The organism is Nocardia sp. NPDC059229, from assembly GCF_042754165.1.
In the GTDB taxonomy this organism is placed as follows: Bacteria; Actinomycetota; Actinomycetes; order Mycobacteriales; family Mycobacteriaceae; genus Nocardia.
Genome location: NZ_JBHZAK010000001.1, coordinates 1,029,479 through 1,042,797 on the forward strand (window position 1 = coordinate 1,029,479; position 13,319 = coordinate 1,042,797).

The 13,319-nt window shown below is 68.4% G+C and carries 12 protein-coding genes and 1 pseudogene; 10 read left to right on the forward strand and 3 right to left on the reverse strand.

Annotation, left to right across the window (positions count from 1 at the left end):
• The first annotated feature begins 170 nt into the window (after positions 1-170).
• The 7 genes from ACFXHE_RS04770 to ACFXHE_RS04800 all read left to right on the forward strand — a co-directional run bounded on the left by ACFXHE_RS04770 (position 171) and on the right by ACFXHE_RS04800 (position 8,114).
• Positions 171-1,082, forward strand: coding sequence for a dihydrodipicolinate synthase family protein (locus ACFXHE_RS04770; protein ID WP_379379794.1), 912 nt, complete (start codon positions 171-173; stop codon positions 1,080-1,082).
• Between the two features lie 42 nt (positions 1,083-1,124).
• Positions 1,125-2,588 (forward strand): aldehyde dehydrogenase family protein, encoded by a 1,464-nt coding sequence (locus tag ACFXHE_RS04775; protein ID WP_379379796.1) that lies wholly within the window; start codon positions 1,125-1,127, stop codon positions 2,586-2,588.
• A 26-nt stretch (positions 2,589-2,614) separates the two neighbouring features.
• Entirely contained in the window at positions 2,615-3,805 is a 1,191-nt protein-coding gene (locus ACFXHE_RS04780; RefSeq protein WP_379379798.1) for an NAD(P)/FAD-dependent oxidoreductase, read from the forward strand.
• Positions 3,802-4,116: a (2Fe-2S)-binding protein gene (locus ACFXHE_RS04785; protein WP_379379800.1), complete on the forward strand. Its 315-nt coding sequence runs from the start codon at positions 3,802-3,804 to the stop codon at positions 4,114-4,116. Before ACFXHE_RS04780 ends, ACFXHE_RS04785 begins: the two co-directional genes overlap by 4 nt.
• Positions 4,113-5,585: an FAD-dependent oxidoreductase gene (locus tag ACFXHE_RS04790; RefSeq protein WP_379379802.1), complete on the forward strand. Its 1,473-nt coding sequence runs from the start codon at positions 4,113-4,115 to the stop codon at positions 5,583-5,585. Before ACFXHE_RS04785 ends, ACFXHE_RS04790 begins: the two co-directional genes overlap by 4 nt.
• The gene (locus ACFXHE_RS04795; protein WP_379379804.1) at positions 5,585-6,586 is read left to right on the forward strand and encodes a proline racemase family protein; all 1,002 of its coding nucleotides are present in this window, start codon (positions 5,585-5,587) and stop codon (positions 6,584-6,586) included. The genes ACFXHE_RS04790 and ACFXHE_RS04795 overlap by 1 nt, the downstream gene beginning before the upstream one ends.
• An 82-nt stretch (positions 6,587-6,668) precedes the next feature.
• Entirely contained in the window at positions 6,669-8,114 is a 1,446-nt protein-coding gene (locus ACFXHE_RS04800; protein WP_379379806.1) for an amino acid permease, read from the forward strand.
• 178 nt (positions 8,115-8,292) lie between these two features.
• Here ACFXHE_RS04800 and ACFXHE_RS04805 read toward each other — a convergent pair whose 3' ends face one another.
• On the reverse strand, positions 8,293-8,901 hold the full coding sequence (locus ACFXHE_RS04805; protein WP_379379808.1) for a hypothetical protein: 609 nt from the start codon (positions 8,899-8,901) through the stop codon (positions 8,293-8,295).
• Between the two features lie 336 nt (positions 8,902-9,237).
• Between ACFXHE_RS04805 and mraY the strand changes: the two genes are divergently transcribed.
• Entirely contained in the window at positions 9,238-10,314 is a 1,077-nt protein-coding gene (gene mraY, locus ACFXHE_RS04810; RefSeq protein ID WP_379379810.1) for a phospho-N-acetylmuramoyl-pentapeptide-transferase, read from the forward strand.
• Positions 10,315-10,638: 324 nt separating this feature from the next.
• Here mraY and ACFXHE_RS04815 read toward each other — a convergent pair whose 3' ends face one another.
• The gene (locus ACFXHE_RS04815) at positions 10,639-10,974 is read right to left on the reverse strand and encodes a hypothetical protein (RefSeq protein ID WP_379380451.1); all 336 of its coding nucleotides are present in this window, start codon (positions 10,972-10,974) and stop codon (positions 10,639-10,641) included.
• Positions 10,975-11,040: 66 nt separating this feature from the next.
• Between ACFXHE_RS04815 and ACFXHE_RS04820 the strand changes: the two are divergent.
• A pseudogene (locus ACFXHE_RS04820) lies at positions 11,041-11,538 on the forward strand (D-arabinono-1,4-lactone oxidase); the annotation flags it as partial.
• A gap of 181 nt (positions 11,539-11,719) precedes the next feature.
• Here ACFXHE_RS04820 and ACFXHE_RS04825 read toward each other — a convergent pair.
• Positions 11,720-12,205 carry a DUF4265 domain-containing protein gene (locus tag ACFXHE_RS04825; RefSeq protein ID WP_379379812.1) on the reverse strand — a complete coding sequence of 162 codons (486 nt, stop codon included), beginning with the start codon at positions 12,203-12,205 and terminating at the stop codon, positions 11,720-11,722.
• A 275-nt stretch (positions 12,206-12,480) separates the two neighbouring features.
• Here ACFXHE_RS04825 and ACFXHE_RS04830 point away from each other — a divergent pair, with 275 nt between their 5' ends.
• Positions 12,481-13,215 (forward strand): alpha/beta hydrolase, encoded by a 735-nt coding sequence (locus ACFXHE_RS04830; protein ID WP_379379814.1) that lies wholly within the window; start codon positions 12,481-12,483, stop codon positions 13,213-13,215.
• Positions 13,216-13,319 lie beyond the last annotated feature (104 nt).

Genomic DNA, 13,319 nt, shown 5'->3' on the forward strand with positions numbered 1-13,319 from the left:
CGCCACCTTCACCTGTGATGTGTGACATTGCACCATAGGGTGGTGACCCCGATCACGCAAGTGGTTGACCGGGTATGACCCCATCACTTACGGTCAGTGCAATGTCACACGTCACATGGTGACAGGCGGCCGGGGCGCTCTCCCCGGACTCTCACCCGATGGAGGCTCACATGTCCGAAACCACCACGTCGCCGGCGAACAAGCCCTGGCACGGGGTGATCGTCGCGACCACCCTGCCGTTCACCGAGGATCTCTCGGTCGACTACGACGCCTACGCCGAGCACGTACGGTGGCTGGCGGCCAACGGCTGCCACGGCGTGAGCCCCAACGGCTCGCTCGGGGAGTACCAGACCCTCGACGACACCGAACGCGCCCGGGTGGTCACCACCGCCATCGAGGCCGCGCCGCAAGGCTTCACGGTCATGCCCGGCATCGCCGCCTACGGCGCGCTGCAAGCGCGCAAATGGGCCGAGCAGGCCGCCGAGGCCGGCGCCCAGTGCGTCATGCTGTTGCCGCCCAACATCTATCGGGGCAATCGGGAGGTCGTCCTCGATCACTATCGGACGGTGGCGGCGGTCGGTCTACCCGTCGTGGCCTACAACAATCCGATCGACACCCGCATCGACCTCACCCCGGACCTGCTGGCCGAACTGCACGCCGAGGGGCTGATCGTCGGCGTCAAGGAGTTCACCGGCGATGTCCGGCGTTTCTACGAAATCAAGGAACTGGCACCGGAACTCGACGTGCTGATCGGCTCCGACGACGTGGTGCTGGAACTGGGCATCGCGGGTGCGGTCGGCTGGGTGGCCGGCTACCCCAACGCCATTCCGCAGGTGACCGTGGAGCTGTACAACGCGGCGGTCAACCGCGATCTGGACAAGGCGCTGCCGCTGTACCGGGAACTGCATCCGCTGCTGCGCTGGGACTCCAAAACCGAATTCGTCCACGCCATCAAGCTGTCGATGGACCTGGCCGGGCGACCCGGCGGCGCGTGCCGGCCGCCGCGGATTCCGCTCGCCCCCGGGCTGACCGCCCAGATCACCGCCGACACCGCGGCGGTGCTGGCCAAGGGTTACCGGTAATCCACAGGCGAACAGGCGAATTCGGGAAACGAGGACAACACGATGATCGACACGACAGCCGGATCGATCGCCGACACCACGGCGGCCGAGGTCGACGCCACGGTCGCCGCCGCGGCCGCGGCCGCCCCGGCGTGGGCGGCGCTGGGTGCGGCCGGTCGCGCTCGGGCGCTGACCGACCTCGCCGACCGGCTCGACGCCCGCGCCGCGGAGCTGATCGCCATGGCGCGGAACGAAACCCGGTTGAGCGAGGCGCGGCTGACCGGCGAGTTGCGGCGCACCACGTTTCAGCTGCGCCTGTTCGCCGAGACCGTGCGCGACGGCGGTTACCTCGACGTGCGCATCGACACCGCCGACGCCGAGTGGCCGATGGGTGCGCCGCGCCCGGATCTGCGCCGGATGAACATTCCGCTCGGCCCGGTCGTCAATTTCGCGGCGAGCAATTTCCCCTTCGCCTTCTCCGTCGCGGGTGGCGATACGGCCGCCGCGCTGGCCGCCGGGTGCCCGGTCATCGTCAAGGCCAGCCCGGGCCATCCATTGCTGTCACGCGCGGTCGGCGCGATCGTCACCGAGGCGCTGGCCGAAAACCAGGCTCCGAGCGGAACTTTCGGCCTGGTGTTCGGTGTCGACGCGGGCGTGCGGGCGCTGACCCACACCGCCGTCACCGCGGCCGCGTTCACCGGCTCCACCCGGGGCGGGCGCGCACTGTTCGACATCGCCGCCGCGCGACCGGTGCCGATTCCCTTCTACGGTGAATTGGGTTCCGTCAATCCGGTTTTCGTCACCGCTGCGGCCGCGGGATCACGGGCCGCCGAGATCGCCGCCGGACTGCTGGGCACGCTGTCGGCCAGTGCCGGACAGCTGTGCACCAAGCCGGGGATCATCGCGGTCCCGGACGGGTCGCCGCTGCTCGCCGAACTGGCCCGGTCGGCACCCGAGCCGACCGGTGACATGCTCAATGCCGCGATCGAGGCCGGATTCGTCGGGGCCGTCGAACAATTGCGCACGCACCCGCGGGTACGGATCCTGAGCGGCGGCGCGGCGGGGCGCACCCTGCTGCTGACCACCACCGCCCAGGACGTGCTCGCCGATCCGGAAACGCTGATACACGAGATGTTCGGCCCCGCAGCACTGGTGGTGACCTATCGGGAGACCGCCGAACTGCTCGAGCTGGCCCGCGCGGTGAGCGGGCAGCTGACGGTCTCGGTCTTCGGCGACCAGGCCGACGGCACCGCTCGCGCCCTGCTCGCCGAGGCGGCGGGCGCGGCGGGCCGGGTGTTGTGGAACAGCTGGCCCACCGGCCTGTCGGTGACCTACGCGCAGCAGCACGGCGGGCCGTATCCGGCGACCACCGCGCCCGCATCGACCTCGGTGGGCACCGCCTCGATCGCCCGGTTCCTGCGTCCGGTGGTGTTCCAGTCGGTGCCGCCGGAGCTGTTGCCGCCGGAATTGCGCGACGACAATCCGCTGGGTGTGCCTCGATCGGTGAACGGGGCACGGGCGCAATGACATTCGACACGTCCGGCACATCGTCCGTGAGGGGGACCGATGTGCTGATCATCGGCGGCGGCGTGATCGGCTGCGCGCTCGCCGACCGGCTCGCCGTGGCGGGCCTGTCGGTGCGGATCTGTGAGGCGGGCGAGGTGGCTTCCGGGACCACGGCGCACGGCGAGGGCAACGTGCTGGTCTCGGACAAGGGCCCCGGTCCGGAGCTGGAGCTGGCGCGACTGTCGCGGCGGCTGTGGCCCGAGACGCTCGCGCGCATCGCCGAACGGCTGCCCCGGGCGGTCGCGGCCGTCGAGTGGGAACCCAAGGGTGGCATCGTCGTAGCGACCACCGACGCGGGTGCGTCCGCACTCGCCGCCTTCGCCGACGGCCAGCGCGCGGTCGGTGTGCACTGCGCCGATCTCGGCGCGGCCGCGCTCGCGGCGGCCGAGCCGGCGCTCACCACCGAGGTGAGCGGCGCGGTCCACTACCCCGACGACGCGCAGGTCCAGCCGGTCGGCGCGGCCTCGGCACTGCTCGCCGCCGCGACCGCGGGCGGGGCGATCGTCGAAACCCGGTGCGCTGTCACCGGTTCGATCGTCAGCGGCGATCGGCTGCTGGGCGTGCGGACCACGCGCGGCGACCGGTTCGCCGATGTGGTGATCAATGCCGCCGGGCCGTGGTCGGGTCCGGTGGCGGCGGTGCTGGGCGCGCCGATCGCGGTCAAACCGCGCCGCGGCGATGTGCTGATCACCGCTCCGCTGCCGCCGACCGTCTTCCACAAGGTCTACGACGCGGATTACGTCGGCGCGGTGGGCAGTTCGGATACCGCGCTGCAATCCTCGGCCGTGGTGGAGTCCACCCGGGGTGGCCCGCTGCTGATCGGATCCTCGCGGCGGCAGGCCGGATTCGACGACCGGATCCGCCCCGACAGCCTCGCCGCCATCGCGCGCAAGGCACTGCGCCTGTTCCCGATGCTGGCGGACGTCGCGATCATGCGCGCCTACGGCGGTTTCCGTCCCTACGTCGACGACCACCTCCCGGTGATCGGCCCGGATCCGCGCCTGCCCGGACTGTGGCACGCGACCGGCCACGAGGGCGCGGGCATCGGGCTCGCGCCCGGCACCGCGCAGCTGGTCGCCTCCGCCCTCACCGGCCGGCCCGACGAGATCGACATCGCGGCCTTCACCGTCGACCGACCGGCGGTCATCACCTCGAGCACGGAGTACGTCTCACCATGAGCCCCCATCTGATTCCCCCGGACCGCGACCGCCTCGGCCGCGCGGACCGGCCGCTGACCATCCGCGCCGACGGCGTCGAGGTGGCGGGTGTGCACGGTCAGACCCTGGCCACGGTGCTGCTCGCCGCCGGGCGCACACACTGGCGCACCGCGCGCGACGGCGGTGGCCGCGGCGTGTTCTGCGGTATCGGCGTCTGCTTCGACTGCGTGGCGACCGTCAACGGGGTGCCGGACGTGCGCCTGTGCCGCCGCCCGGCGCGCGACGGCGACACCGTCACCAGTCAGAGCCGAGCGGGCGGGAGTGAGCGATGAACCGGCATGTGGTGGTCATCGGTGGTGGTCCGGCGGGCACGGCGGCCGCCGAAGCGGCGCTGCGGCACGGCGCGTCGGTGACGCTGATCGACTCCAACGAGGCGCTCGGCGGCCAGTACAACCGCCGCATACCGGCGGCCTACGGAGTCCGCCGGCCGCTGGCCATCGGGCACGGGTACGCGGCCGCCGAGCGCCGGGCCCGGCTCCTGGCCGAGCATCCGCGCTGCGAGTATCTGGCCCGGGCGGCGGTGTACCACCTCGAACGCCACCCCGAGGGCAGTTGTCCCACAGTGCGATTGCTCATCGGCCTCGAGGGCGATCGCCGTACGCATCGGGCGGTGCGCGGGGACGCGCTGATCATCGCGACCGGAGCCTACGACCGCGTGTGCCCGTTCCCCGGCTGGGATCTGCCCGGCGTCTACACCGGCGGGGCCGCGCAGACCCTCGCGAAAGCCCAGCGGCTGCTCATCGGGCGGTCCGTGCTGGTGTCGGGTACCGGGCCGTTCCTGCTCCCGGTCGCCCACTCCCTGGCCGATGGCGGCGCGCGGGTCCGGGCGGTGCTCGAGGCCAATCCGGCCCGGGCGATCCTGCGGCACTGGGCCGCCCGTCCGTGGGAGCTGCGACACAGTGCCGGCAAGGCGGCCGAACTGATCGAGTACGCGGGTTCCGGTCTGCGCCATCGGATTCCGGTGCGCACCTCGACCGCGGTGGTCGCGGTCGCGGGCGACGGCCGGGTCGAAGAGGCGACCGTGGCCCGGCTCGACGAACACTGGGCACCGGTGCCGGGTAGCCATACGACCATCGCGGTGGACGCGGTCGCGGTCTCGCACGGCTTCACTCCGCAGCACGAACTCGCGGTGGCCGCGGGCGCGCGCCTGACAGCCGACGGGTTCGTCAGCGTCGACCGGGATCAGCGGACGAGCGCCGACATGGTCTGGGCGGCAGGTGAACTCACCGGAATCGGTGGGGCGCAGGTCGCGGCGGTCGAGGGCGTCGTCGCCGGGATCGCGGCCGCGGGTGGCGATCCGAGCGCCGAGCGCGGCCTGCGCACCCGCCACCGCACCGCCCGGCGGTTCATCGCCCGGCTCGCCGCCGCGCATCCGATCGGCACCGAGGCGGTGGCCTGGTCCCGCCCCGAAACCGTGATCTGCCGGTGCGAGAACACCACCCGGGAGGAGCTGACCACGGCCTGGGCGGGCGCTGCGGGCGAGAGCTACCGGGCCGCCAAACTGGCCACCCGCGCCGGGCTCGGGCCGTGCCAGGGCCGCATCTGCGGCACCGCCGTCGCCGCCCTGCGCGCCGCGCAGTCCGCCGGTACCGACGATCCGGCCCTCGGCGGCCAATGCCGCTACGGCACAGCGGATCTCGCTCCCACCGGCCTGGCCACCGCCACCCCCGCCTGGCGTCCGCTGGCCGCCGTCGTGCGATTGCGCGAACTCGCCGAACTCGACACCGAAGGGCAATCCTGATGCACAGCAGCAGAATCATCTCCGCCATCGACACTCACACCGAAGGTATGCCCACCCGGGTGGTCACCGGCGGGGTCGGTCCGATTCCGGGTGACACCATGGCCGATCGGCGCGACTACTTCCTCGAGAATCTGGACGGCCTGCGGAAATTCCTGGTCAACGAGCCGCGCGGGCACGCGTCGATGAGCGGGGCCATCCTGCAACCGGCCACCACCGCCGACGGGCACTACGGGGTGCTGTTCATCGAGGTGAGCGGGCTGCTGCCGATGTGCGGGCACGGGACCATCGGTGTGGCGACCGCGCTGGTGGAGGCGGGCATGGTGCCGGTGACCGAACCGGTTACCGAGATCCGCCTGGACACTCCCGCCGGACGCGTCGTCGCGACCGTGAATATCACAGCGGGCCATGCCGATTCGGTGGCGCTGCGCAATGTCCCGGCCTACTGCGACAGCCTCGACAACGAGGTGGAGGTGCCCGGGATCGGCACCGTCCGCTACGACATGGCCTACGGTGGAAACTTCTACGCCATCGTCGATCTCGGCAAGCTCGGGATACCGTTCGACCGCGCCCAACAGGATCGGATCCTCGACGCCGGCCTGCGAATCATGGCCGCCGTCAATGAATTCCGGCGTCCGGTGCATCTGGAGGACGAGCGGATCGGCGGATGCAAGCACGTCCTGTTCCTGGATCCGGCCTCCGAACCCGCGCACACCCGCAATGCCATGGCCATCCACCCGGGCTGGTTCGACCGCTCGCCCTGCGGCACCGGCACCTCCGCGCTGCTGGCCCGCCAGCACGCCCGCGGTCTGCTCTCCGATGGGCAAGTGCTGCGCAACGACTCGTTCATCGGCACCACCTTCCACGCCCGCGCGGTCGAGACCGTCAGCGTCGCCGGACATCCCGCCGTGGTGCCGGAGATCACCGGTCGCGCGTGGTTGACCGGCACGGCCAATTACCTGCTCGACCCGGCCGATCCGTTCCCCGAGGGCTTCGTCTTCTGAGAGGGCTTCGTCTTCCGAGGCTCGCGACTCCCCCGCCGTCCACCACCCCTAGTTGAAGAATCACCACCTGAAAGGCGCGACAATGTCTGTCGTCACCCGCCGCCCACGCCCGCCCATCACCCTCGCCGGAGTCATGCGGCGAATGCCCGTCACCGATGCCGATTCCGGCGATTTCACCAAGAGCATGGGCCTGTGGCAACTGGTCGCGCTGAGCCTGGGCGGTCTGGTCGGCGCGGGAGTGTTCTCCCTGGCCGGTGTCGTGGCCAACCAGGTGGCGGGTCCGGCCGTGCTGATCTCCTTCGCCATCGCGGTCGTGGCTTCCGGCGCGGCGGGACTCTGCTACGCCGAATTCGCGGGCATGGTACCGAAGGCCGGTTCGGCTTACACGTATTCGTATGTGGCGCTGGGCGAGATCATCGGATTCATGATCGGCTGGGATCTGCTGCTCGAGTACACCGCCATCGTGTCGGTGGTGGCGATCGCGGTCTCGGGCTACCTGAACTACATCACCCATTACATCGGATTCGATCTGCCGACCTGGGCGCTCGGCGCGCCCGGCACCGGCGAGGGCCGCAAGATCGACCTGTTCGCGGTCGTTCTCTGCCTGCTGCTGGCCTATCTGCTCTCGCGTGGTACCCGTGAATCCGCCCGTGTGCAAACGGGATTGGTGGCGGTGAAGGTGTTGATCGTGGCCATTGTCGTCGTCGCCGGCGCGTTCCACATCAAGGCGGGCAACTACACGCCGTTCTTCCCGTTCGGGGTCGGCGGCGCGGTTTCCGGTGCGGCACTGGCGTTCTTCGCGGTCTACGGTTATGACGCCATGAGCGCGGCCGCCGAGGAATCCACGGACGGCAAGAAGCTGCTGCCCAAGGCCATCCTGATCAGTCTCGGCATCGCCTCGGTCGTCTACCTGCTGGTGTGCCTGGTCATCGTCGGCATGGTGAACTACACCGATATCGATGTGGCCGCGCCGTTCTCCAGCGCCTTCGACACCGTGGGCATGGGCATCCTGGGCCTGGTCATCGCGGTCGGCGCGGTCGTCGGCGTCACCACCTCCGCGTTCGCCAATATGCTCGCCGTCACCCGCGTCGGCTTCGCCATGAGCCGAGACGGCCTGCTGCCCAACTACTTCGGCAAGACCGGCGAACGCAAGGTGCCCACCCGCGTCATCTGGCCGGTCGGCGTCGTCTCCGCGCTCATCGCCGGCTTCCTCCCGATCCGCGAGGCCGCCGAACTCACCAACGTCGGCATCCTCATGGCCTTCATCGTGGTGGCGCTCGGCGTCATGCGCCTGCGCCGCACCCGCCCCGACGCCGACCGCACCTTCCGCACCCCCTGGGTGCCGGTCGTCCCCCTCATCGGCATCGGCTTCTCGATCTGGCTCATCAGCCACCTCGACATCGTGACCTGGATCCGCTTCGTCGTCTGGCTGCTCCTCGGTCTCGCCCTCTACGCCACCTTCGGCTACCGCAACTCGACGCTGAACAGGACCGGGATCGACACCGCCTCTGTGCCGATCGAGGACTGAGCCCCGCCACAGCACAGCGTCGCCCACGGACAACTGCCCGTGGGCGACTCGTGGATCCGTCCACTCCGCGGGGTGGAATTTCGCTGTGGGACACGATGGCTCAGAGCCGGTTCGTCCAGCGCTTCGGTGCCGGGGCTGCCCGAATCGACCGGTTGGCCGCTATTTCACCTGCCCGTGATCACGGCTGGTTGGTGACCCACCCCTGTACGGCGTCGATGAAGTCCGGGCCGCCCATGACGTATCCGCCGACGGTTGCACCGATCAGCGCACCCACGGGGATGCTGAGACCCCAGATCAGGGGAATCATCGCCCCGAGGATGCCGCCCACGATGGCGCCGACGGCGATGCCGGGCAGGTTCTTGTTGACCTGCTCCTTGAGCCGGTCGTAGGAGTTGATTTCCTTCAGTTGCGCAATATCTTCTGCCGTCGGAGTCGGCGTCAGCGTCACGGTGCGGCCATCCGCACCGATGTGCTGTGCAATCGCGATCGAACGCCCGTCGACGGCGAGCCATTGCGGCACTTCGGTTACCGCCGCTCCGTCGCCGGACTCGAGCACCACCGCACCATTCTGCGCGACCTCGAACTTGCCATTCTCGACAGTGGCGACAACTGCCCTGTCGACTGGCGAAACGGTGATCTGGTAATTGATTCCATGATCCACACCGGAAGTCGTGTCCTCCGCAGTCGGCTGTTCCGTTAGGGCCGGCTCTGCATGGGCGGTTGCCGCACTGATACCCACGGCCGAGATTGCCATGAAAACGGCAGCGGTGATTTTCCCGAACGTCATTCGTCGAACCCTCCACTCAGCTACCCCTGATGGGCGGACCGAGTCAGAACCTTAGACGTCGAATTCAATGGTGTGTGGTACGCCACACGCAGTTCGAAGTCGCTGCACTCCCGTTTCCCATGCGATCGGCCGAAAAGCCGCATTACGCGCGGTCCGAATCGGACAGAGCGGGCGCGACCCGCAGCGAGACCAAATGCGGCCCAGGACATCCTCTTCTCGAATGCCGTCTGCGCCACACAGGCAGCGGTCACTCTCGGTCGTGTGCTTGGCTGACATCTGACCACTCGAGTTGTGTCGATACGGCGGGTCGCGATGGGAAGACTCGCAGGGGGGCAGATGAGGCAGATCTTGTTCGCGGCGATGATCGCTCTGGCAGTGTCGATCACGTTGACGCCGCTGTTGATCCGGTTGTTCACCCGGAAGAAACTCGGTCAGGAGATCCGCGCCGAAGGACCCAGCAGCCACCAAGCCAAACGCGGAACGCCCACCATGGGCGGGATCGCCATCGTGATCGGCATGTGGGCGGGTTACCTGGGCTCGCATCTGATCGGCTTGCGCTATAACGCATCCGGAGTCACGGCATCCGGACTGCTGGTTCTGGGTCTCGCCACCGCGCTGGGTGTGGTCGGATTTCTCGACGATTTCATCAAACTCTACAAGCGGCGCAATCTCGGGCTGACCGCCCGCGGCAAGTACGTCGGCCAATTCGGTGCCGCGATCATTTTCGGCGTCCTGGCACTGCGCTTCCCCGATAGCACCGGCCTGACCCCGGCCAGCAGGCACCTGTCGATCCTGCGCGATGTCGGCTGGCTGTCGTTCGTCCCGGCGTTGTTCCTGCTGGCGGCGTGCATCATGGTGGTCGCGTGGTCGAACGCCGTGAACATCACCGACGGGCTCGACGGTCTGGCCGCGGGATCGATGGGCCTGACCCTGGGTGCCTATGTGCTGATCACGTTCTGGCAGTTCACCAACGCGTGCACGACCCGTCCCGGGGTGGGGTGCTACACGGTTCGCGACCCGCTCGATCTGGCCCTGGTCAGCGCTGCGGCGGGTGGGGCCTGCGTCGGGTTCCTGTGGTGGAACGCGGCACCGGCGAAGATCTTCATGGGCGATACCGGATCGCTGGCGTTGGGTGGGCTGCTGGCCGGGCTGTCCATCACGACCCGCACCGAACTGCTCATGGTCGTGATCGGTGCATTGTTCTGCGCCGAGATCCTCTCGGTTCTGTTGCAGATCGTCGTCTTCCGGACCACCCGCCGGCGCCTGTTCCGCATAGCCCCGATGCACCACCACTTCGAACTCAGCAGCTGGCCCGAGACCACGGTATCCATCCGATTCTGGCTGCTCACAGCAATTTCCGCAGCTACCGGCCTGATGCTGTTCTATGGAGAACACCTCGCAGCCACCCGATAGGGAAAACATCCGCAACCGCCGCGCTGTTCGGACCGGCCACGCGGCACACCCGAAGATCCACGGGCGGCGATCATCTCGGGCGGCCGCGCACCTGCCGAACGCACTGAAACGCCGAGTTTCGGACGACCGGTGCAATCCCGCACAATCCGCTGTGGAACAGCAGTTCCACGCCAATTCCTCAGCTGTAGTGCGCGTTTAGAACGGCTGGGTTGGCTGTTCATGCGCGCATGGCAGCGTGCTCTTCTGCCGCTTCCCGCGCCGACCGAACCGGCCACGGGTGAGCTGACATTGCGACGGCGCCGGCACAGCGCGGAACCGGCTGCCCTACGAAGGTTCGGAATCCGCCACTGCCGGAGCATCGGTGTGGACCAGGTCGTAAACGTACGACCGATCGCCCTTGAAGCTCACCCACACTCCTTCGGGCGGAAGGTCACCCCGCCCGGCATCATCGAATGGACGACTCGACACTGCGGCCTCCGCAGTGCACACCACCCATCCGAAATCGGGAAGCCGCCGACACCAGATGTCGAGGTCGACCCGCTTATACGACGGAAAACCGTGCGCGTCCCCGTCGCGGACGAACTCATAGGTCAACCCATCCACCCGCCGCACGAAGCGCATACCCAGCATCAAGCCATCCTCGACGACGAACTTTGCCACGCACCGACAATCTCGAACAGACCATGGAACTGCTCACCGGCGGCTCCGACGACGGTTACGAATACTCGATGTCAGAACCTCACGCAGTTCTATCACCCCCTGGATTTGCTGGGTGAATGGAACCGCGCCTACGGCCGCCGCGGGTTCCTGCAATATCAGTTCTCCATGCCCTTCGGCGCCGAACCACAGCTCGCGGCCGCGGTGCGCGCGATCGCGCACTCCGGCCACCGGTCGTTCCTGAACGTGTTCAAGCGCATGGGCGCCGCCAACCCGGCCCCACTGTCGTGGCCGCACCCAGGGTTCATGCTCAGCCTGGACTTCCCACTCAAACCCGGACTCGGCGAATTCTGTGCCGAACTCGACCAGCGGGTCCTCGACGCAGGCGGACGCTTGTACTTCGCCAAAGACTCCCGCACCACCCCGGAAATGGTCCGCGCGATGTACCCGCGGCTCGAGGAATGGCGACGCGTCCGCGACAGTATCGACCCCGAACGGATCTTCGTCTCCGACCTCGCCCGCCGCCTGCACCTCATCGACGACAACCTCGTCCACACAGGCCACTGATCACCGGCAAGCGTTGCCTACCAGGAAAATACGGGTAGGCAACACCTAGCCCAACGCCCTCTTCTACCGCATGGCGCGCTGACCGAACCGGCCAGCGCGGAGCATCGGAAGATCAACGGGCAGAGCGCCGTACGACCGCCGGCGGTGCGCGCTCATGTCGAATGCCCTACATCGGAGCGGCTCAGGCGTTGATCCACCAGCCGAGAGGGTTGTCGTCTTCGTCGTAGACGTTGCCGTACCCCCATGCACAGCCGTGCTCGGTCGCCCACCCCTCGATTACACCCTCTATCGCGGGAAAACCGACCGCGACCGGCACTGTGATCACGATGAATCGTCGGTCGGGCGGCATCTCGACCACTCCGCCGAGTCGCTCGAATCCCGCAGTGAGAGTGCTGATCCCGGCATCGGAGGGCGGCATACCTGTCGGGTAGGCCCTCAGGCAGAGGTTTCCCCCACGGCGCAGTACCTCGAAACCGCCGTCGTCGAAGACGCGAAGATGGTCTCCGGCGGCGAAATCGTAGGTCAGGCCGGGACTGCCGAGAATCTCATAGTCGTTGTGCTCCAGGAGCTTTGCGGGAAGTACCTCGTAGACAGGTGCCCCGGCAGCGCCTGCCCCAGCAAGCACCCGGACGTGTGTATGGCCGCGGGCACTCCGATCATCTGACACGGGTGGATTCTGTCATCACACTCCCGCGACAGGCAGCCCCGAAACGTGCGGTACCAGAGCCATGATCTCGCTCCGTGGCATCCAGCCGCCGAGCCTCCGCGAAAACCGGTTGGCGGACCACGGCGACCACTGCTACTTTCCTGAAGGCCGTGCCAGAGAACGAGGAGGTGGTACCTGTGAACGCAGTATCGACATGGGTGCTCCCCTCCGGGGTCACGGTCGGGCGATAGGTCGTCCGGGAGCGCCGTTCAGCAGCACTCCCGAAAGGCACGACCGTGCAATTCAATTCCGAAAAGCGCCTCGACGACGACAGCGTCCTCGAGCGTGAATTCACTCTCGGCGAGATCCACGGCATACTGTGGACGCCCGGATCCGCATCCACACCGGCCCCGCTGATCCTGCTCGGCCACCCCGGTGGACTGCAGAAGCTGTACCCCCGACTGGTGGCCCGGGCCCGGCACGCCGTGGCGGAAGGCTTCGCCGCGGCCACGATCGAACTCCCCGGCAGCGGTGACCGGCCCCGTTCCGCCGTCACCGATCAGGCTCGCGCCGACCTGCAGCGGGCGTTGAAGGCCGGCGAACCGGTCACCGACGAAATCGTCGAACGTCTCATTCTCCCGCTGGTCGAACAGGCAGTTCCCGAGTGGCGAGCCACCCTGGACGCCCTCCTGGCGTTGCCCGAGATCGGCGGCCCGGTCGGGTACTCGGGAGGGGTGATCGCCCTCGGCCTCCGGCTGGCGGTGGTCGAGCCGCGCATCTGCGCCGCCCGCCTGTTCGCCGGGAGTTTCGTGCCCCGCAGCATGTTCGCCGAGGCCCGGCAGGTCACCATTCCGCTGCAGGTCCTGTTGCAGTGGGACGACGAGGGAAACGACCGGCAGATGGCCTTGGACCTGTTCGACGCCTTCGGCTCCAAGGAGAAGGCGCTGCACGCCAATATGGGCGGGCATACCGGCGTCCCGGCGTCCGAGGCGGATGAAGGGAGCCGGTTCTTCACCCGGCACCTGAAGTGAGGCCGGCCTGTCAGGCCGGCAGCAGGCGATAGGAGCTGTCGGCCAGGCCACCGCCATCGAGGACAGGTCCCGACCCTCCTCGATGGCGTTGGCCGGCAGACGCG

Excerpts from the sequence above, each read along its gene's own strand:
- ACFXHE_RS04770 (WP_379379794.1), top strand. The coding sequence starts at position 171 with ATGTCCGAAACCACCACGTCGCCGGCGAACAAGCCCTGGCACGGGGTG.
- ACFXHE_RS04775 (WP_379379796.1), top strand. The coding sequence starts at position 1,125 with ATGATCGACACGACAGCCGGATCGATCGCCGACACCACGGCGGCCGAG.
- ACFXHE_RS04785 (WP_379379800.1), top strand. The coding sequence starts at position 3,802 with ATGAGCCCCCATCTGATTCCCCCGGACCGCGACCGCCTCGGCCGCGCG.
- ACFXHE_RS04790 (WP_379379802.1), top strand. The coding sequence starts at position 4,113 with ATGAACCGGCATGTGGTGGTCATCGGTGGTGGTCCGGCGGGCACGGCG.
- ACFXHE_RS04795 (WP_379379804.1), top strand. The coding sequence starts at position 5,585 with ATGCACAGCAGCAGAATCATCTCCGCCATCGACACTCACACCGAAGGT.
- ACFXHE_RS04800 (WP_379379806.1), top strand. The coding sequence starts at position 6,669 with ATGTCTGTCGTCACCCGCCGCCCACGCCCGCCCATCACCCTCGCCGGA.
- ACFXHE_RS04805 (WP_379379808.1), bottom strand. The coding sequence starts at position 8,901 with ATGACGTTCGGGAAAATCACCGCTGCCGTTTTCATGGCAATCTCGGCC.
- mraY (WP_379379810.1), top strand. The coding sequence starts at position 9,238 with ATGAGGCAGATCTTGTTCGCGGCGATGATCGCTCTGGCAGTGTCGATC.